General features: G+C 57.4%; 21 protein-coding genes and 1 other RNA gene. 10 read left to right on the top strand and 12 right to left on the bottom strand.

Translation table 11 applies throughout. The annotated features are described in order from the left end of the window. Nucleotides 1–25: 25 nt before the first annotated feature. Nucleotides 26–451: a ribosome maturation factor RimP gene (gene rimP / locus HMPREF2796_RS06995; RefSeq protein ID WP_049258550.1), complete on the bottom strand. Its 426-nt coding sequence runs from the start codon at nt 449–451 to the stop codon at nt 26–28. Nucleotides 452–746: 295 nt separating this feature from the next. Further along, on the bottom strand, nt 747–1,193 hold the full coding sequence (locus tag HMPREF2796_RS07000) for a CopD family copper resistance protein (RefSeq protein ID WP_003821861.1): 447 nt from the start codon (nt 1,191–1,193) through the stop codon (nt 747–749). Nucleotides 1,194–1,299: 106 nt separating this feature from the next. On the opposite strand from HMPREF2796_RS07000, the gene HMPREF2796_RS07005 reads away from it, so the two are divergent. Continuing rightward, nucleotides 1,300–1,506 carry a glycine zipper 2TM domain-containing protein gene (locus HMPREF2796_RS07005; RefSeq protein ID WP_023886327.1) on the top strand — a complete coding sequence of 69 codons (207 nt, stop codon included), beginning with the start codon at nt 1,300–1,302 and terminating at the stop codon, nt 1,504–1,506. 169 nt (nt 1,507–1,675) lie between these two features. On the opposite strand, the gene rnpB is transcribed toward HMPREF2796_RS07005, so the two are convergent. The 5 genes from rnpB to ribH all read right to left on the bottom strand — a co-directional run bounded on the left by rnpB (nt 1,676) and on the right by ribH (nt 5,340). Further along, nucleotides 1,676–2,030, bottom strand: an RNA gene (rnpB, locus tag HMPREF2796_RS07010) — RNase P RNA component class A. Nucleotides 2,031–2,197: 167 nt separating this feature from the next. Beyond that, nucleotides 2,198–2,605: an SMI1/KNR4 family protein gene (locus HMPREF2796_RS07015; protein ID WP_064086252.1), complete on the bottom strand. Its 408-nt coding sequence runs from the start codon at nt 2,603–2,605 to the stop codon at nt 2,198–2,200. Between the two features lie 110 nt (nt 2,606–2,715). Continuing rightward, nucleotides 2,716–4,176 (bottom strand): TrkH family potassium uptake protein, encoded by a 1,461-nt coding sequence (locus HMPREF2796_RS07020; protein ID WP_070632313.1) that lies wholly within the window; start codon nt 4,174–4,176, stop codon nt 2,716–2,718. 216 nt (nt 4,177–4,392) lie between these two features. Continuing rightward, entirely contained in the window at nt 4,393–4,830 is a 438-nt protein-coding gene (gene nusB, locus HMPREF2796_RS07025; RefSeq protein WP_003821852.1) for a transcription antitermination factor NusB, read from the bottom strand. Nucleotides 4,831–4,854: 24 nt separating this feature from the next. Continuing rightward, nucleotides 4,855–5,340, bottom strand: a complete 486-nt coding sequence (gene ribH / locus HMPREF2796_RS07030) for a 6,7-dimethyl-8-ribityllumazine synthase (protein ID WP_070632315.1) — start codon at nt 5,338–5,340, stop codon at nt 4,855–4,857. Nucleotides 5,341–5,490: 150 nt separating this feature from the next. Here ribH and HMPREF2796_RS07035 point away from each other — a divergent pair, with 150 nt between their 5' ends. From HMPREF2796_RS07035 to HMPREF2796_RS07060, 6 genes are all read left to right on the top strand, one after another. Continuing rightward, nucleotides 5,491–5,991: a dihydrofolate reductase gene (locus tag HMPREF2796_RS07035; protein ID WP_070632319.1), complete on the top strand. Its 501-nt coding sequence runs from the start codon at nt 5,491–5,493 to the stop codon at nt 5,989–5,991. A 21-nt stretch (nt 5,992–6,012) separates the two neighbouring features. Continuing rightward, entirely contained in the window at nt 6,013–7,029 is a 1,017-nt protein-coding gene (lpxK, locus tag HMPREF2796_RS07040) for a tetraacyldisaccharide 4'-kinase (RefSeq protein WP_070632322.1), read from the top strand. Between the two features lie 140 nt (nt 7,030–7,169). After that, nucleotides 7,170–7,352: a Trm112 family protein gene (locus HMPREF2796_RS07045; RefSeq protein WP_049258544.1), complete on the top strand. Its 183-nt coding sequence runs from the start codon at nt 7,170–7,172 to the stop codon at nt 7,350–7,352. Further along, nucleotides 7,349–8,128 (top strand): 3-deoxy-manno-octulosonate cytidylyltransferase, encoded by a 780-nt coding sequence (gene kdsB, locus HMPREF2796_RS07050; RefSeq protein ID WP_070632325.1) that lies wholly within the window; start codon nt 7,349–7,351, stop codon nt 8,126–8,128. The genes HMPREF2796_RS07045 and kdsB overlap by 4 nt, the downstream gene beginning before the upstream one ends. Nucleotides 8,129–8,314: 186 nt before the next feature. Beyond that, on the top strand, nt 8,315–8,965 hold the full coding sequence (locus tag HMPREF2796_RS07055; RefSeq protein WP_070632328.1) for a DUF1287 domain-containing protein: 651 nt from the start codon (nt 8,315–8,317) through the stop codon (nt 8,963–8,965). A 200-nt stretch (nt 8,966–9,165) separates the two neighbouring features. Beyond that, nucleotides 9,166–9,906 (top strand): pseudouridine synthase, encoded by a 741-nt coding sequence (locus HMPREF2796_RS07060; RefSeq protein ID WP_070632331.1) that lies wholly within the window; start codon nt 9,166–9,168, stop codon nt 9,904–9,906. Between the two features lie 88 nt (nt 9,907–9,994). On the opposite strand, the gene HMPREF2796_RS07065 is transcribed toward HMPREF2796_RS07060, so the two are convergent. From HMPREF2796_RS07065 to HMPREF2796_RS07085, 5 genes are all read right to left on the bottom strand, one after another. Next, nucleotides 9,995–10,969, bottom strand: a complete 975-nt coding sequence (locus tag HMPREF2796_RS07065; RefSeq protein WP_070632334.1) for a glycosyl transferase family 90 — start codon at nt 10,967–10,969, stop codon at nt 9,995–9,997. 6 nt (nt 10,970–10,975) lie between these two features. Further along, nucleotides 10,976–11,218 carry a zinc-ribbon domain-containing protein gene (locus tag HMPREF2796_RS07070; RefSeq protein WP_070632337.1) on the bottom strand — a complete coding sequence of 81 codons (243 nt, stop codon included), beginning with the start codon at nt 11,216–11,218 and terminating at the stop codon, nt 10,976–10,978. Between the two features lie 76 nt (nt 11,219–11,294). Beyond that, nucleotides 11,295–11,786, bottom strand: a complete 492-nt coding sequence (locus tag HMPREF2796_RS07075) for a peptidylprolyl isomerase (protein ID WP_070632339.1) — start codon at nt 11,784–11,786, stop codon at nt 11,295–11,297. Nucleotides 11,787–11,872: 86 nt separating this feature from the next. Next, nucleotides 11,873–12,433 (bottom strand): YceI family protein, encoded by a 561-nt coding sequence (locus HMPREF2796_RS07080; RefSeq protein WP_070632342.1) that lies wholly within the window; start codon nt 12,431–12,433, stop codon nt 11,873–11,875. Between the two features lie 26 nt (nt 12,434–12,459). After that, on the bottom strand, nt 12,460–13,035 hold the full coding sequence (locus HMPREF2796_RS07085) for a peptidylprolyl isomerase (protein WP_070633451.1): 576 nt from the start codon (nt 13,033–13,035) through the stop codon (nt 12,460–12,462). A gap of 274 nt (nt 13,036–13,309) precedes the next feature. On the opposite strand from HMPREF2796_RS07085, the gene HMPREF2796_RS07090 reads away from it, so the two are divergent. From HMPREF2796_RS07090 to HMPREF2796_RS07095, 3 genes are all read left to right on the top strand, one after another. Next, complete coding sequence (locus tag HMPREF2796_RS07090; RefSeq protein ID WP_070633453.1) at nt 13,310–14,935, top strand: ABC-F family ATPase; 1,626 nt, start codon at nt 13,310–13,312, stop codon at nt 14,933–14,935. Between the two features lie 164 nt (nt 14,936–15,099). Continuing rightward, nucleotides 15,100–15,276: a hypothetical protein gene (locus HMPREF2796_RS11395; RefSeq protein ID WP_168162821.1), complete on the top strand. Its 177-nt coding sequence runs from the start codon at nt 15,100–15,102 to the stop codon at nt 15,274–15,276. Nucleotides 15,277–15,536: 260 nt separating this feature from the next. Further along, on the top strand, nt 15,537–15,836 hold the full coding sequence (locus HMPREF2796_RS07095; protein ID WP_070632345.1) for a hypothetical protein: 300 nt from the start codon (nt 15,537–15,539) through the stop codon (nt 15,834–15,836). Nucleotides 15,837–16,006 lie beyond the last annotated feature (170 nt).

Genomic DNA, 16,006 nt, shown 5'->3' on the forward strand with positions numbered 1-16,006 from the left:
CTCCATTAATTGATAAATAGGCAAATTAGAATTCGGGCTTCAGGCGCGCCCGGTCGATATTGGATAATTCGATGGCAGCAGTTTTGCCATCGAAGGCGATAGTCAGTACATCGTTTTCAAAGTTTTCGATGCGGCCGATGAAGTTTTTCTGACCCTCTACCGGCAAACGGGTTTTCAGCTTGACGAGGCTACCTGAAAAACGGATAAAGTCAGCCGCTTTTTTTAGTGGGCGGTCGAGTCCGGGGCTGGAAATTTCCAGCCGTTTGTAGTCCACATCTTCCACCATGAAGAGGCGACTCAAATGGTTGCTGACGGTGGCGCAGTCTTCCACGGTAATGCCTTCGGGCTTGTCGATAAACACGCGCAAATCGCCTTGTGCAGTGAGCTCGAAATCCACCAGTTCGTAGCCCAGGCCGGGCAGGGTTTTTTCTAAAACGGCTTGAATATCCATGATTCCATAGTTGAAAAAACAAAAAAATGGCCTCGGGGCCATTTCTCATTTATCTCGTATAAATAACTGAAAAACGGCGCGATTCTAAACCATATTCGGCGGTTTGGCAAATCTGTTTGCACCCGATACGCAGGGTGACGGGCGGGTTGTGAGAATCGCGCAACAATGTAGGATTGGAACGAAGGAGAAGGTTGGATTGTGGCTTTAAACTGCTCTGAGGCTTATGTTTTGGCGTAACAGTACAGAAACGTTATTTTCATTTTAGATTGTGGCTGATACTTTCAGGTAGCCTGTGTTACCACGCGATGTAAAACATCGCTTTAGCCAGAAACACAATCAGCAGCATCTGCACCAGCACGGCGCGATGGATGTATTTGGAAAAGGCCACGGTCATGGTGTGGCGGCGCATACGGGTAACGGCGGCCAGAAAGTGGCAGAGGATGCTGAAAGCCAGCAGCAGCTTGATGGAGAGCTGGATAAAGAAAGAATTGGCAAACGGATTGTGGAGAATTTGCAGGTAGCGGTGCATCATCACCAGGCCGGAAAGAAACAGCAACCCAACTACCCAGGGCATGACTTTCACCGCCCGAGCGGAAAGTGCCCGTTCGGCTTCGCGCCGAGCCTCACGGCTGACTTTTTTGGTGTGTAGTACCGATAAAACCAGCGACTCAAACAACACCCCGCCCACGAAGGTAATGGCACAGAATAAGTGAATGATGTGTGCAACGGAGTAAACAGACATTTACCTGCCTTTTGATGCAATCACAGAAAAATGCGATACTCTCACAGGCAGGTAGGGTGGTCAAATCCGCCATACCTCTCTGATACTGATAGAAAGGGTATATATCATGAGAAAATCTACCATTACTTCTATTTTCACTGTTATGCTGCTGACTGCCTCCCTGAGTGCCTGTACCGGCATGACCACCAAACAGCGCAATATCGCAGTGGGTGCCGCAGTGGGCGGCGTGGCCGGCAATGTGATTGGCGGTGACACCGGCTCGACCTTGGGGGGTGCTGCCTTGGGCGGCCTGGTAGGCAGCCAGGTTCAATAAGTTCTAAACCCTTGCCAATGATGCGGGCGGAAGTGTGAAAGCACTTCCGCCCGTAGTTGTTTTGATATTTTATGGATTGGCACAGTTTCGATATTCAGTCATTCCGATTAGGCCGCGGTAGGGTAAATCAGGCAGCATCGGTTTTATCGAAACGGTTAGAAATAATGGGTACCGCAGCCGGCCGGTAAGCCGGGTTCTGTCGTTGGACAGTCATTCCTCTAGGCCGATTGTTGCCAAGCGGCTCAAGCAACCTACCCGAATGCTCGGCGAGCAGCGTCGTTGCATTCTGTTTGGTCTTGCTGCGGATGGGGTTTGGCCTGCTACGGACTGTTACCAGCCGCACGGTGCGCTCTTACCGCACCATTTCACCCTTACCTGTGCCGTGTTGCCACGGCCATCGGCGGTTATGCTTTCTGTTCCACTTTCCGTCGCCTCGCGGCGCCCGGCCGTTAGCCGGCATCCTGCTCTGTGCAGCCCGGACTTTCCTCCCCGCCCAAAGGCGCGGCGACTGTCTGGCCTGCTGCGATACGGACGGGATTATAACGGATTGGGTGGGAAAGGCTACCTGAAAATGGTGATGCCAGAAAGAAAACTTGGTCTTGCTCGCATAGTTCACCAATTACCTGGATTACTTTGTACAGGCTGCTCAATTGGTAGGCTACCTGAAAAGATAAGATAAAAGATCAAATGCTTACTCGGCCAAGTCGTCGATGCTGCTGGCTACTTGTTCCAGTTCGCCGCCGTCGCTCGACCAGAGGAAGATGGCTTCGCCGAGCTGTTGCGGGGATTCGGGCAATAGGAGCAGGAAGTCGCCGCATTGATTGTCGCCAATCAGCACGGCTTGGGCGGGGAAACCATGCCAGCTTTCCCGGGCAGAGGCGGTTTCTTTGGCAATGTGATTGCAGGTGCGGCGCAGGCGTTTTTTGTCGGAGGTGTCGAATACGGGCAGGAGGGTGAAGCTGCTGTCTTCGTTGTCGGGTTCGAGCAGGATTTCACCGCCGTTTTCGGCTGAGAGCCTGGCTTTGAAGCGGGGTGGGAGCTGGATGCCGAGGGATTGTTCGGCAGCTTGGATATATTTGGGCTCTACGGGGAAAGGCATGGGTTTGTTCCGATGAGGTGAATGGAATATTGGGCTGGATTGGGCATAAACGCCACGCTACTTTTCAGGTAGCCATCATCTGTGGTGAGGCTACCTGAAACCGCTCAACGCTATTTGCGCCAGTAGGCGGGGGTGAAGAGCATGAACACGGTGAAGATTTCCAGGCGGCCGAGCAGCATGACGGCGGCGCACAGCCATTTTTGCACGGCGGCTAGTTCGGCGTAGCTGCCGGCGGGGCCGACGCTGCCGAGACCGGGGCCGGCGTTGGTGATGCAGGCGGTGGCGGCGGTGAGGGCGGTAACGAAATCGAGGCCGGTGGCCATGAGGGCGAAGGTGGCGAAGATGATGGTGAGGAAGTAAACGGCGGTGAATACGAGCACGGTCATGGCGGTGCGCTCGGCGATGTGCATGCCGTTGATTTTTACGGTGTGCACGGCGTTGGGGTGCAGCAGCAGCATCATTTCGCGCAGGCTGAATTTAAACAATACGATGGCACGGATGGTTTTGAGCCCGCCGCCGGCGCTGCCGGCGTTGGAGAGGATATTGGCGAGGAAAAACATCCAGAGGGATACGGGCAGCGGCCAGGCGGCGAAGTCGGTGTTGGCGTAGCCGTTGGCCAGGCCGATGGAGATGAAGTTAAAACCGACAAAGCGCAGGGCGTGCGACCAATCGGGGTAGAAATCTTTGTGCCACAGATAGAGGGTGCAGGCAATGATGCTGGCAATCAGGGTGGTAATCATCACACGCACTTCGCTGTCGCGGCGGTAGACGTTGAGGCTGCGTTGGCGGAAGGCGTAGTAGTGGTTGGTGAAGCTGATGGCGGCGATGATGCTGCCGACGGACAAAATCATTTCGATGGGCACGGAATCGAAATAGGCGATGTTTTGGTCGTGGGTGGAGAAGCCGCCCAGGCCGAGGCAGGACATGGCGTGGCACACGGCATCAAGCCAGCTCATGCCGGCCAGGCGCAGGGCGAGGCAGGTGATGAGGGTGAAGAAAACGTAGATTAACCAAAGGTTTTTGGCGGTTTGGGAGATGCGGGGGGCGAGCTTGCTGTCTTTGTGGATGCCGGGGATTTCGGCTTTGAAAAGCTGGGTGCCGCCCACGCCGATCATGGGCAGGATGGCTACGGCCAATACGATGATGCCCATGCCGCCCACCCAGTTAAGCAGGTGGCGCCAGAAGTTGAGCGAGGGGGGAAAGCTGTCGAGGTTGGTGAAAACGGTGGCGCCGGTGGTGGTGAGGCCGGAGATGGCTTCGAAGAAGGCGTCAGTGTAGCTGATGCTGGGTAGATACCAATAAAACGGCAGGGAGGCGACCACGGCAAAACCCACCCACAGCAGGAAAACGAGGGTGAAGCCGTCGCGGGTGCGCAGCTCGCGCTGATGGCTGCGGGTGATGAGCCAGATGATGCCGGAGGCGCAGATGGTGGCGGCGGCGGTGTCGGCAAACACCCAGAAGGCAGCGTCTTGGTAGAGATACGACACGAGCGTGGGCGCCAAGAGCAGCAGCGAAAACACGAAGCCGAGGCGGGAGAGGACGTGGATGATGGGGGCGAGTTTGTAATACATGGCGTGGCAGTTTCAGGTAGCCTGTGCGGCAGGTATTTTACCTGTTTTAACGGGATAGCGTAGCGGCGGCTGAGGCTACCTGAAAAATAGCAGGCGGGGTGCTTTACTTTATCCTACGGTTTGTTTTTATTCATATTCACGATAAAACGCCAAAGGCTACCTGAAAGCGGATACGGCGGTTTCAGGTAGCCTGCGGCATGCGCCAACGGGTGCGGATTAGGCGCGTTTCGGGTCGTTGGGGCGCAGTTCGGCCGCCAGTTTGTCCAAAATGCCGTTGACGAATTTGTGGCCGTCGATGCCGCCGAAGGTTTTGGTGACTTCAATCGCTTCGTTGATGATCACGGGGTAGGGCGTTTCCGGCATATCGCGCAGCTCGAAGGCGGCGGCCAGCAGCACGGCGCATTCGATGGGGCTGAGGTCTTTTTCGTCGCGGTCGAGCAACGGGCGGATGATCTGCATCAGCTCGCGGCGTTTGGCCTGCACGCCGAAGAAAATGGCGGTGAAGAGCTCGTTGTCGGCCTTGGCGAAGTATTCGTTTTCGCGGATGTTTTTGGCCACTTCGGCATCGGGCAGCTGGTTGAGCGCGGCCTGATACAGCGCCTGCACGGCAAATTCGCGTGCGCGGCGGCGCGGGGTGCGGTTTTTCGGTTTCATTACTCGGCTTTCTGAAATCAAGGGCTACACGATGGCATCGGGCAGGTTGTTGCTGGCCGGATTGAGGCGGCGCAGCAGGTTGGCGCATTCCACCGCCACCACGGCGGCTTCGGCGGCTTTGCTTTGGATGCGCGCGTGGGCTTGTTCGTCGTTTTCGGTGGTGAGGACAGCATTGGCGATGGGGATGTTGAAATCCAGCCCCACGCGGCTGATGCCGGCGGCGGACTCGTTCGACACCAATTCGAAATGGTAGGTTTCGCCGCGAATCACCGCGCCTAAGGCCACCAGTGCATCAAAGCTGTGCGACTGCGCCATATTTTGTAGCGCCAGCGGCACCTCCAGCGCGCCGGGCACGGTGGCTACGGTGATGTTGCCGTCGGGCACGCCCATTTCCACCAGTTTTTCGGTGCACACTTCAAGCATGGCGCTGCCGATTTCGTTGGAAAAACGGGCTTGTACGATGCCGATATTCAGGCCTGCGCCGTCGTGGTTGGGGGGGATGATGGTCATGTCCGCTGCTCCGTTGTAGTGAAATAAGCAAAAGCGGCATGCGCCGCAAAGAAAGCGGATTTTACACCAAAGCGCACGTTTTGGGGCTGTGAAGGAAGATGGCTTGCGTTACAATGGCGGCGTTTTGCTCCACTTTTCAGGTAGCCTCCCATGCCAACCATCACTCTTATCGCCGCTGTGGCGGACAATCGCTGCATCGGCAGCGGCAACGCCATGCCCTGGCATATTGCCGAAGATTTCGCCTTTTTCAAACGCTACACCTTGGGCAAACCCGTGGTGATGGGGCGCAAAACTTGGGATTCGCTGCCGAAAAAACCCTTGCCCGGCCGCCGCAATATCGTGATTACCCGCCAGCCGCTCTGGCAGGCCGAAGGCGCGGAACGTGCCGACAGCTTAGATGCCGCGCTGGCCGTGCTGACCGACGTGCCCGAAATCATCATCATGGGCGGCGCGCAGATTTACGCCCAAGCCCTGCCGCTGGCCACCGATCTGCGCCTCACCGAAGTGCGCTTAGATATTGACGGCGACGCTTTTTTCCCCGCCTTTGACCCCGACGAATGGCAGGAGGTTGAACGCAGCAGCCACACCGCTGCTGCCAACGGCATCCGCTTCGATTTCGTGCATTACCGCCGCGCCCGGCAGGCCAGCTGAAAGATTGAGGCTACCTGAAAAATGCTGCACCGCCTGATCGAGCGCCATTGGCAAACGCCCAACCCGCTGCTCACGCCGATTTTATGGCCGCTGGCGCGGCTGTTCGGCCTGTTGGCGGCGCGGCGGCGTGAAGGCTACCTGAAAGGCCGGCGGCACAGCGAAAAGCTGCCTGTGCCGGTGGTAGTGGTGGGCAATGTGCAGGCTGGCGGCAGCGGCAAAACCCCGGTGGTGCAGGCCTTGGTGCGTTCCTTGCAGGAGCGCGGCATCCGCCCCGGCATCATCAGCCGTGGCTATGGCCGCAGCGGGCAGGGCGTGCATGTGTTAACCAGCCAAAGCACCGCCGCGCAGGCCGGTGATGAACCGCTGCTGCTGCATCGCAGCACCGGCGCTCCTGCCGCCGTGGGCAGCCGCCGTGCCGAAGCGGGCAGGGCGCTTTTGGCCGCGCATCCCGAAGTGCAAATCATCATTGCCGACGACGGCTTGCAACACTATGCCCTGCAACGCGATTTCGAACTGGCCGTGTTCCCCGCCGCCGATGTAGGGCGGCCGCTGGATTTGCTGCCCAACGGCAATTTGCGCGAGCCTTTGCAGCGGCTGGAAAGCGTAAACGCCGTGCTGCTCGCTAACAGCACGCCCGACAGCCACGAGCCGGATTGGGCGCTGCCGGATAACGTGTTGCTTTGCCGCAGCCGCCTGCAATGCGGGCAGATTTACCGCCTGCACCGCCCGCACGAACCCTTGCCTGAAGGCTACCTGAAACAGCGCCGCGTTATCGCCGCCGCCGCCATCGCCAAGCCCGAACGTTTTTTTGCCGAACTGGCGCGGCTGGGCATCGAAACCGAACGGCAAATTGCCCTGCCCGACCACGCCGCCTGGCAGATTGCCGATTTGCCCGCAGCCGATTGCTACATCGTCACTGAAAAAGACGCAGTGAAGCTCGCCGCCGACACCGCGCAGGAAGTATGGGTGTTGCCTGTGCGCGCCGAATTGCCGGAAGCCTTAGTGCAGGCCGTAATGCGCCGCTGCCTGCCGGACTAAGGAGCAGGCTACCTGAAAACAGCGGCACGGCAGGCCGCGCGGAAAAGTTTCGGGCAGCCTCACAGCGTAAGCAATTTTGCCAACAGGCGTTCGCGCCCGATACCCGCCGCGCCAACCCAACCAACCGGAGACCCCAAACCATGGACAAAAAATACCTCGACCTCCTCGTTTGCCCGCTCACCAAAGGCGCGCTCGAATACCATGCCGGCCGCCAAGAATTGTGGAGCCGCCAAGCCAAGCTGGCCTTCCCCATCCGCGACGGCATTCCCATCATGCTGGAAAACGAAGCCCGCCCCCTCACCGAAGAAGAGCTGCACGCATGAGCACCCCGTTTACCGTCATCATCCCCGCCCGCCTGGCCTCCAGCAGGCTACCTGAAAAAGCCTTGGCCGATATTGCCGGCAAACCCATGGTGGTGCGCGTGGCCGAGCGCGCCAAGCTGAGCGAGGCACAGCGCATCGTCGTGGCCACCGACCACACCGCCATTGCCGCCGCCTGCTCCGAATACGGCATTGAAGCCGTGCTCACCGGCAAACAGCACACCAGCGGCACCGCCCGCCTAGCCGAAGCCGCACTGCTGCTGGGCATGGCCGATAGCGACATCGCCGTGAACGTGCAGGGCGACGAGCCACTGATTGATCCCGCCCTCATCAACCGCACCGCCGAATTGCTCGGCAGCAGCAGTGCGCAAATGGCCACCGCCGCCCACCCGATTGCCGACGCGGCCGAATTTCTCAACCCCAACTGCGTGAAAGTGGTGCTCGACCAGCGGCGCAACGCCCTCTATTTCAGCCGCGCCCCCATCGCCTGGCCGCGCGACGCCTTCGCCGAAACGCAAGCCGTGCTGCCCGAAGGCTTCGCCCCGCTGCGCCACATCGGCCTGTATGCCTACCGCGTGGGCTTTTTGCACCAATACGTCGGCCTGCCGCCCTCGCCGCTGGAGAGCATCGAATCGCTCGAACAGCTGCGCGTGTTGTGGCATGGCGGCAAAATCGCTGTAACCGTGTGCGACAACGCCCCCGCCGCCGGGGTGGACACCGCCGAAGATTTGCAGCGCGTGCGCGATTGGTTTGCCCAGCATCCCGAAGAGGCTACCTGAAAATAAATCGCAAATAGTACGGCAAGGCGAGCCAACGCTGTACCGGTTTATGTTAATCCACTATAAATCGCCCGGCCGAGCAAAGCCTATATGGTTTTAACTGCGTTGAGGCTTCGCTTCCAGGTAGCCTGTTCTCCCGAAACAGCTTGCCTCCGCCTTGAACGACCGATTTTAAGGAGTTGAGTTATGCGTTTGCTCCGCCGCGTTGGTTTCGCCGCCCTACTGATTGCCGTTGCCCTCTCTGCCGCTTATTTTGCGAATCCCACCCGCCCGCCGCAAAATCCCGCCGCGCCGCCGCCTGCATCGGAGCAGGTCGGCAACGCGGATAAGGCGCCGCCCATCGTCCGCGCCGCCCGCAGCCAAATCGGCCGAACCGTGCGCTACGACCCCGCCTATACTGCGCTGGATTATCCGATGGGTGATGTGCCGATAGCGAAAGGTGTGTGCACCGATGTGGTGGTTCGCGCACTGCGGCAGCAGGGCATAGACTTGCAGCAGCTGGTTCACCAAGACATGAAAGCGAATTTTTCCGCCTACCCGAACCGCTGGGGGCTGAAACGCCCCGATCCGAATATCGACCACCGCCGCGTGCCGAATCTGGAGGTTTATTTCACACGGCACGGCTGGGCGGTGCAAGACGGATACCGCGCGGGCGACATCGTTACCTGGCGGCTGGCGGGCAGAGGGCTGCCGCATATCGGCATCGTATCCGACCGCAAACAGGGTGATACACCGCTGATTATCCACAATATAGGCGCAGGCACGCGCGAAGAGGACGTCCTGTTCCGCCACGAAATCGTCGGCCATTTCCGGCAGCCCGCCAATAGGGCGCCGTGAAGTGGCGGCGCGGCCAAGCCCGATGCTGTTTTCAGGTAGCCGATTGCCCGAGAGGCTAGCTAAAAGCGATGTTTGGCTAAGCTAAGGCTGAGTTCCTGTAAAGTTGAAAACCGCTTGAGCTGCCATTCCTGTTTTTCAGGTAGCCTCTTCGCGCCAAGCAGGCTACCTGAAATCAAAATCTGCCTAACAAAGAAACGAATATGACCACACCCGACAACACCGTCCGCCTTTCCAAACGCATGGCCGAGCTCGGCCTCTGTTCGCGCCGCGAAGCCGATGCCTATATCGAGCGCGGCTGGGTGAGCGTGAACGGCGAGAAAGCCGTGCTCGGCCAAAAGGTGGGCGCAGGCGACCGCATCGAGCTGCACCGCGCCGCGCACGAAGAGCAGGCCGGGCGGGTGACCATCCTGCTGCACAAGCCGGTGGGCTTCGTGAGCGGGCAGGCCGAAAAAGGCTACCGCAGCGCTGCTGAGTTGATTACTGAGGCCAACCATTGGCCGGAAGACCGCAGCCCGCAAAAGTTTAAAGCGGCACACCGCCACGGTCTCGCCCCCGCCGGCCGGCTGGATATCGACTCGGTCGGGCTACTGGTGCTCACGCAAGACGGACGCGTGGCCAAAAGCCTGATCGGTGAAAACAGCGGTGTGGAAAAGGAATATCTGGTGCGCGTGAAGGGCAAGCTTTCCGAAGAAGGCCTGCGCCTGCTGAACCACGGCCTGAAGCTGGACGGCGAAGCGTTGCGGCCGGCCAAGGTGTCGTGGCAAAACCAAGACCAGCTGCGCTTTGTGCTGAAACAGGGCAAAAAACGCCAAATCCGCCGCATGTGCGAGCTGGTGGGGCTGCGTGTGGTGGGGCTCAAGCGCATCCGCATCGGCAAGGTGAAACTCGGCGCGCTGCCGCCGGGGCAGTGGCGCTATCTGGCGCCGCACGAGCGGTTTTGATTGAAGATAATTGAATAAGGCTACCTGAAAAGCGTGTGTGGTTTACGCTATGTTTCAGGTAGCCTTTTGTTGTGGCCGGGCTGATTCATCAGTTTTTGGCTAATTCAAAATATTTCTGCATCACCAGCAGGCTGGTGATCAGTTCTTGCCTGCTATTGAAGAAGGGCTGCATATAGGCGTTGGCGTTGCGGATGATGCGTTCGGCGGCATCGGGGTGTTGCTGGTAGAAGGCGAGTTTTTCTTCGAAATCGCTGTAGTCGGGCTGGAGGTGGACGTAGTGGACTTCAGGCTGCAGCAGGCCTTCCAGCAGCCAGGTTTCGTAGACGGGGGGGGTCATGAAACAGAGGGATCGGGAGGCAAGTATCCATTTGAGGTTGGTGGCGACGTCGTTGCCTTCGATGCTGAGGATGTATTTGTATTGCAGCTGTTGGCCTACGCTCATGAAGCTGCGGTGGTAGGGCTGGCCGATGGATTGTTTGTGTACGCAGCCGACGTCGCACTGGGGATGGTCGTGGTATTGGCTCAAGAAACGCAGACGTTGTTCTTGAAAGGCGGCGCCGCGCCAGACGAGTTGGTTGCGTTTGGCGGCAAAGGGGGTACGGTCTGGATAAATGTAGAAGTGGCGCACGCTGTCGAGCTTGAGTAAAACGGAGTGTTGGTTGTCGCTCCGGATGGGGCGGCTTTTCACGAAAGCGGGCTGGGCGGGAATGTGGGTGACATCGCCGAATTCGTAGGCGAAGCGGGCTTCTGCCGGGAAGTAGCGCAGGAGGGCGGCGAGGTCGTAGTAGTAGGCGGAGGTGTGGCTGCCGCGTTTGAAGTTGCCGGCTTGGCCTACCGGGGTGAGGCTACCTGAAAGGGCAAACGGTTGGTTTTGCCGGTTGCAGTAGTCCACGCGCTGCCGGATTTGCTGCTGGATTTCGCTGGGAAGGCGGGCAAACTCGGCCAATACGGGCTCTATGGATTTGGCGAGCAGGCGGTGTGGCAACAGGCCGAAGGGGCTGTGGCGGGTGTAGTAGGCGAGTTTGTGCAGGCGGCGGTGGTAAATGCCGAGGTCGATGGGCATGGCAGTTTAGCGGGGTTGCATCAATTGTTTGGCTTCCTGGCGTTTGAGTTTCCAGCCGTGGGAGCAAATGGGGCAGGTGAGGTAGTATTTTGATTCCATGCGGAACAGGGGGATGAAGAAGAAGGTGAATTTGGTGTAGGCGTTGGTGATGTGCAGGTTGACGCGGTTGTTGCAGTGGCTGCAGATGCAGCTCTCGCCGCTTTCGCCAAGGTCGTCGAAATAGCCTTTGCTGCCCCAGATGAAGATCATATTATTTTCCCTTTATACATAGATGGTTATATGTGAAAGCCGAGCCGGCATGCTGCAGCCGGCCCGGCTGGTTTGCTTATACGATTTCGGCTTTGGTGATGACTACGGGTTCAACCGGCACGTCGTCGTGGTAGCCGTGGCGTTTGGTGGCCACGCCTTCGATGGCGTCGACGACATCTTGGCCTTCCACTACTTTGCCGAATACGGTGTAGCCCCAGCCGTGCAGGCTTGGGGAGGTGTGGTTGAGGAAGTCGTTGTCTTTGGTGTTGATGAAGAATTGGGAGGAGGCGCTGTGCGGGGCTTGGGTACGCGCCATGGCGATGGTGTATTTGTTGTTTTTCAGGCCGTTTTGGGCTTCGTTTTTAATCGGGGCGCGGGAGGGTTTTTCCTGCATGTTTTCGTCCATGCCGCCGCCTTGAATCATGAAGCCTTTGATCACACGGTGGAAAATAAGGCCGTCGTAGAAGCCGTCTTTCACGTATTGTTCGAAGTTGGCGGCGGTTTCGGGGGCTTTTTCGTGGTCGAGCTCAATGCCGATGGTGCCGAAGTTGGTGTGGAGTTTGATCATGTCTATTGTCCTGTAATTAGGTTGGAGAAAAGGGAAGAGGCTACCTGAAAAACGGTTTGGGGTTTCAGGTAGCCTTTGATACGGGATTATTGTTTAACGGCTTCGATTTGGATGTTCAGCTTCACTTGGTTGCTGATCACGCCTTGCAGGAAGTTCATGCCCCACTTGCTGCGGTCGATGGTGGTGCTGAAATCGCCGCCACACACTTGGGCGTTGGCGCGCTGGCTGTGGTAGCAGTTGAAGCGGTCGGCGTTGAGGCGCACGGGGTGGGTTTGGCCGAGCAGGGTAAGGCGGCCGTCCACGCTGGCGAGCTTGCCGTTGCGGAAGTTGAAGCGGGTGGATTCAAAGCGCATGCTGGGATATTGGGCGGCGTTGAATAGGTCGGCGGAGGCAAGGTGGTGGTCGAACTGTTCGTTGCCGCTGCGCAAGTTGGCCACGGGGATGTCGATTTTCACGCTGCTGGTTTTGGCCTGCGGGTTGTATTCCACCGTGCCGGAGAGGTTGTAGAAGCCGCCGGTGTTGGTGCTGGTGTTGAAGTGGTCGATGGCGAAACGGGCGTTGGTGTGATGGCTGTCGATTTTATAGGTGTCGGCCTGGGCGCTGCCGAAGGCGGCGGCGAGAACGGCGAGGGTAAGGGCTTTTTTCATCTGGTCATACTCCTGATGCGTTGGGATTATTGCGAAAGGACGCGCACTTGGCGGATCACGACGGGCGTGTGGGGCACGTTTTGATACATATCCACCGTGCCGGTGGGCACGCCGGCGATTTTGTTCACCACTTCCTTACCGGCGGTTACTTTGCCGAACACGGCATAGCCGTAGCCGCGAGCGGTGGGGGCGGTGTGGTTGAGGAATTCGTTGTCTTTCAGGTTGATGAAAAACTGGCTGGTGGCGGAGTGCGGCTGGGGGGTGCGCGCCATGGCGATGGTGTAGCGGTTGTTTTTCAGGCCGTTGGCGGCTTCGTTATCGAGGGCGCGGCGGATGGGGGCTTTTTCGGCCATTTGGGCGGTGAGGCCGCCTCCTTGGATCATGAAGCCGGGAATCACGCGGTGGAAGATGGTGCCGTTGTAAAAGCCGCTGCGGGCGTAGGCGAGGAAGTTTTCCACGGTTTTCGGTGCACGGGTTTCATCCAGAGAAAGCTCAATATTGCCTTGGCTGGTTTCAAGCAACACGCGGGTTTCGGCATGGGCGGCGAGGGCGGAGCAGCCGAGTGCGGCGGCCAGGATGAGTGTGCGGAACGGTTTGTTCATGATATTGGTTAAGATGTGGAAATGAATAATGGCGTTAGGGTAAAGGCTACCTGAAAATTTTGCAAGCACGGCTAAAGCACTTCTGCCTGCTGCGTCAGCAGGCGTTGCGGTATTGCTCATGCTGTTTGCAACTCCTCGCCCGGCAAGAAGAAAGAACGGCTTCCGCTGCCATAGATGCCGGCTATGGTGAGAAGGGTTGTTTTAAATACAGAAAGCATTGATTGTGTTAAAATCGCCCGCTTTTTATATTCTAATTTTCCGCAAAGGCGCACCCATGATTTCCACTTCCGGCATCACCATGCAGTTTGGCGCGAAGCCGCTGTTTGAAAACGTATCCGTCAAATTCGGCGAAGGCAACCGCTACGGCCTTATCGGCGCGAACGGATCCGGCAAATCCACCTTCATGAAGATTTTGGGCGGCGATTTGGAGCAGACCAGCGGCGAAGTGGCGATTGAACACGGCGTGCGCTTGGGCAAACTGCGCCAAGACCAGTTTGCCTACGAAGACATGCGCGTGCTGGACGTGGTGATGATGGGACACACCGAAATGTGGGCGGCGATGACCGAACGCGACGCAATTTACGCCAACCCCGAAGCCACCGAAGAAGACTATATGCACGCGGCAGAACTGGAAGCCAAGTTCGCCGAATACGACGGCTACACCGCCGAGGCGCGTGCCGCCGAATTGCTCAGCGGCGTGGGCATTGCCGAAGAACTGCACAACGCCACCATGGCAGAAGTCGCGCCCGGCTTCAAGCTGCGCGTGCTGCTGGCGCAAGCCCTGTTCTCCAAACCCGACGTGCTGCTTTTGGACGAGCCGACCAACAACTTGGACATCAACACCATCCGCTGGCTGGAAGGCGTGCTGAACCAATACGACAGCACCATGATTATCATCAGCCACGACCGCCACTTCCTGAACGAAGTCTGCACCCACATGGCGGATTTGGACTACAACACCATCACCGTTTACCCCGGCAATTACGACGACTACATGCTCGCCTCCGCCCAATCCCGCGAACGCGCGCTGAAAGACAACGCCAAAGCCAAAGAAAAATTGCAGGAATTGCAAGAATTTGTGGCGCGGTTTAGTGCCAACAAATCCAAAGCCCGCCAAGCCACCAGCCGTCTGAAACAGGCCGATAAAATCAAAGCCGAAATGGTGGAAGTGAAACCGTCCACCCGCCAAAACCCGTATATCCGCTTTGAAACCGACGAGAAAAACAAGCTGCACCGCCAGGCCGTGGAAGTGGAAAACCTCGCCAAATCATTCGACAAAACTCTGTTTGAAAAACTGTCTTATATTTTGGAAGCCGGACAACGCCTCGCCATCATCGGCCCGAACGGCGCGGGCAAATCCACCCTGCTGAAACTCCTTGCCGGCGCGTTTGACGAAAAACTTTCCGACATCAAACCCGATGCAGGCTGCATCAAATGGGCGGAAAAAGCCACCATCGGCTACTACCCGCAAGACCACGAAAACGACTTCGACTGCGACATGGACCTGACCGAATGGATGCGCCAATGGGGCCAAGAAGGCGACGACGAACAAGTGATTCGCGGCACGCTCGGCCGTTTGCTGTTCGGCAGCAACGACGTGGTGAAAAAAGTGAAAGTGCTCTCCGGCGGCGAAAAAGGCCGCATGCTCTACGGCAAACTGCTGCTGCTGCGCCCCAACGTGCTGATTATGGACGAGCCGACCAACCACATGGACATGGAAAGCATCGAATCGCTGAACATGGCGCTGGAAAAATACAAAGGCACGCTGATTTTCGTGTCGCACGACCGCCAATTTGTGTCTTCTCTTGCCACGCAGATTATCGAGCTCGACGGCAAAGGCGGCTTCGAATATTACATGGGCGATTACGAAGGCTACTTAGCCAAGAAAGGCTTGGTGTAACCACAAAAGGCTACCTGAAAAATGGAAATCAATTTTCAGGTAGCCTTATATATTTCGCGCCGTCGGGGGCTAGTCCTGACGGTATCTTTGCCAGACAGGCATTATTCACATCATAAGGCTGGACTAGCTCTCTTTGATCAAGCTAACTCAAAGGAGCTTTTTTCATGTCTTATCAATTACCTACCTATCCAAACATCACCGCCTACCTAGGCCAGCAACCAGGCGATCTTTTCTGTGAACTCGCCATCAAACTGAACATTGAATCAGATCGCAGCTTCATCCTTTTCGAACACATCATCGAATCAGATCACCTTTCAGCCGTGGACTGCTCCCATCTATAACAACCATAACCGCAATATCCAAACCATGCCCTACCCTGTTGCCTGTGTGCAAACCGATACAAGCTGCACTTGCTACACCGAACAGGCCACGCCCTTGGATCTGCCTGCCAAGCAATGCCAAAACTATGTGAAGAACGGCATATACAACCCCTATAAGGCACGGCAGGAAACCACTGACAACGCACCGCAGGGCAGTTATAGCGGCGGCAGCGGGGCAAGTGTCCTGAGCTTGGATAGTCCTGCTAAGGCTACCATGGCACATGCGGAAACCAGGGGGACTATGGGCATACACACTCGGGATTCCCGCGCTGCTTGCCTTGTTTGCTTGGATGGTGGGCGTGTTGGATTCATTGTCGCCGCTGGCGGGGCAAATCCTATTTTGGCTGGCGGTGGGCGTGATGCTTGCCTACGCCCTTTTGCCGTTTTTCCTACGCTATCGAGCCTGTAAGGCAATCGGTCTGCGTTACAAAGAGCTGAATGAATCGCCTCTTACTTGGCTGATAGTGGTGTTGCTGTTACTTGCTTTTGGTTATGGGGTATTGTTTGGGAATAAACCGTAGCGTAGGTTTGGAATCTGCCCAAGTATGAGGCTACCTGAAAATCGGTGCAGCGGTTTTCAGGTAGCCTGTAGCTGAAATATTTTCCATACATGCCAGTCAAGGCTGTATGCGGCACTTTGGTTATGCATAGTGCAAATCAAACGGGACGGTTGTTCAAAACCGTCCCGCCA

The sequence above is a fragment of the Eikenella sp. HMSC071B05 genome (assembly GCF_001811325.1).
GTDB lineage: Bacteria > Pseudomonadota > Gammaproteobacteria > Burkholderiales > Neisseriaceae > Eikenella > Eikenella corrodens.

What these genes read in the sequence shown, in the direction of transcription:
- rimP (WP_049258550.1), bottom strand. Translation starts at nt 451, where the DNA reads ATGGATATTCAAGCCGTTTTAGAAAAAACCCTGCCCGGCCTGGGCTAC.
- HMPREF2796_RS07000 (WP_003821861.1), bottom strand. Translation starts at nt 1,193, where the DNA reads ATGTCTGTTTACTCCGTTGCACACATCATTCACTTATTCTGTGCCATT.
- HMPREF2796_RS07005 (WP_023886327.1), top strand. Translation starts at nt 1,300, where the DNA reads ATGAGAAAATCTACCATTACTTCTATTTTCACTGTTATGCTGCTGACT.
- HMPREF2796_RS07015 (WP_064086252.1), bottom strand. Translation starts at nt 2,605, where the DNA reads ATGCCTTTCCCCGTAGAGCCCAAATATATCCAAGCTGCCGAACAATCC.
- HMPREF2796_RS07020 (WP_070632313.1), bottom strand. Translation starts at nt 4,176, where the DNA reads ATGTATTACAAACTCGCCCCCATCATCCACGTCCTCTCCCGCCTCGGC.
- nusB (WP_003821852.1), bottom strand. Translation starts at nt 4,830, where the DNA reads ATGAAACCGAAAAACCGCACCCCGCGCCGCCGCGCACGCGAATTTGCC.
- ribH (WP_070632315.1), bottom strand. Translation starts at nt 5,340, where the DNA reads ATGACCATCATCCCCCCCAACCACGACGGCGCAGGCCTGAATATCGGC.
- HMPREF2796_RS07035 (WP_070632319.1), top strand. Translation starts at nt 5,491, where the DNA reads ATGCCAACCATCACTCTTATCGCCGCTGTGGCGGACAATCGCTGCATC.
- lpxK (WP_070632322.1), top strand. Translation starts at nt 6,013, where the DNA reads ATGCTGCACCGCCTGATCGAGCGCCATTGGCAAACGCCCAACCCGCTG.
- HMPREF2796_RS07045 (WP_049258544.1), top strand. Translation starts at nt 7,170, where the DNA reads ATGGACAAAAAATACCTCGACCTCCTCGTTTGCCCGCTCACCAAAGGC.
- kdsB (WP_070632325.1), top strand. Translation starts at nt 7,349, where the DNA reads ATGAGCACCCCGTTTACCGTCATCATCCCCGCCCGCCTGGCCTCCAGC.
- HMPREF2796_RS07055 (WP_070632328.1), top strand. Translation starts at nt 8,315, where the DNA reads ATGCGTTTGCTCCGCCGCGTTGGTTTCGCCGCCCTACTGATTGCCGTT.
- HMPREF2796_RS07060 (WP_070632331.1), top strand. Translation starts at nt 9,166, where the DNA reads ATGACCACACCCGACAACACCGTCCGCCTTTCCAAACGCATGGCCGAG.
- HMPREF2796_RS07065 (WP_070632334.1), bottom strand. Translation starts at nt 10,969, where the DNA reads ATGCCCATCGACCTCGGCATTTACCACCGCCGCCTGCACAAACTCGCC.
- HMPREF2796_RS07070 (WP_070632337.1), bottom strand. Translation starts at nt 11,218, where the DNA reads ATGATCTTCATCTGGGGCAGCAAAGGCTATTTCGACGACCTTGGCGAA.
- HMPREF2796_RS07075 (WP_070632339.1), bottom strand. Translation starts at nt 11,786, where the DNA reads ATGATCAAACTCCACACCAACTTCGGCACCATCGGCATTGAGCTCGAC.
- HMPREF2796_RS07080 (WP_070632342.1), bottom strand. Translation starts at nt 12,433, where the DNA reads ATGAAAAAAGCCCTTACCCTCGCCGTTCTCGCCGCCGCCTTCGGCAGC.
- HMPREF2796_RS07085 (WP_070633451.1), bottom strand. Translation starts at nt 13,035, where the DNA reads ATGAACAAACCGTTCCGCACACTCATCCTGGCCGCCGCACTCGGCTGC.
- HMPREF2796_RS07090 (WP_070633453.1), top strand. Translation starts at nt 13,310, where the DNA reads ATGATTTCCACTTCCGGCATCACCATGCAGTTTGGCGCGAAGCCGCTG.
- HMPREF2796_RS11395 (WP_168162821.1), top strand. Translation starts at nt 15,100, where the DNA reads ATGTCTTATCAATTACCTACCTATCCAAACATCACCGCCTACCTAGGC.
- HMPREF2796_RS07095 (WP_070632345.1), top strand. Translation starts at nt 15,537, where the DNA reads ATGCGGAAACCAGGGGGACTATGGGCATACACACTCGGGATTCCCGCG.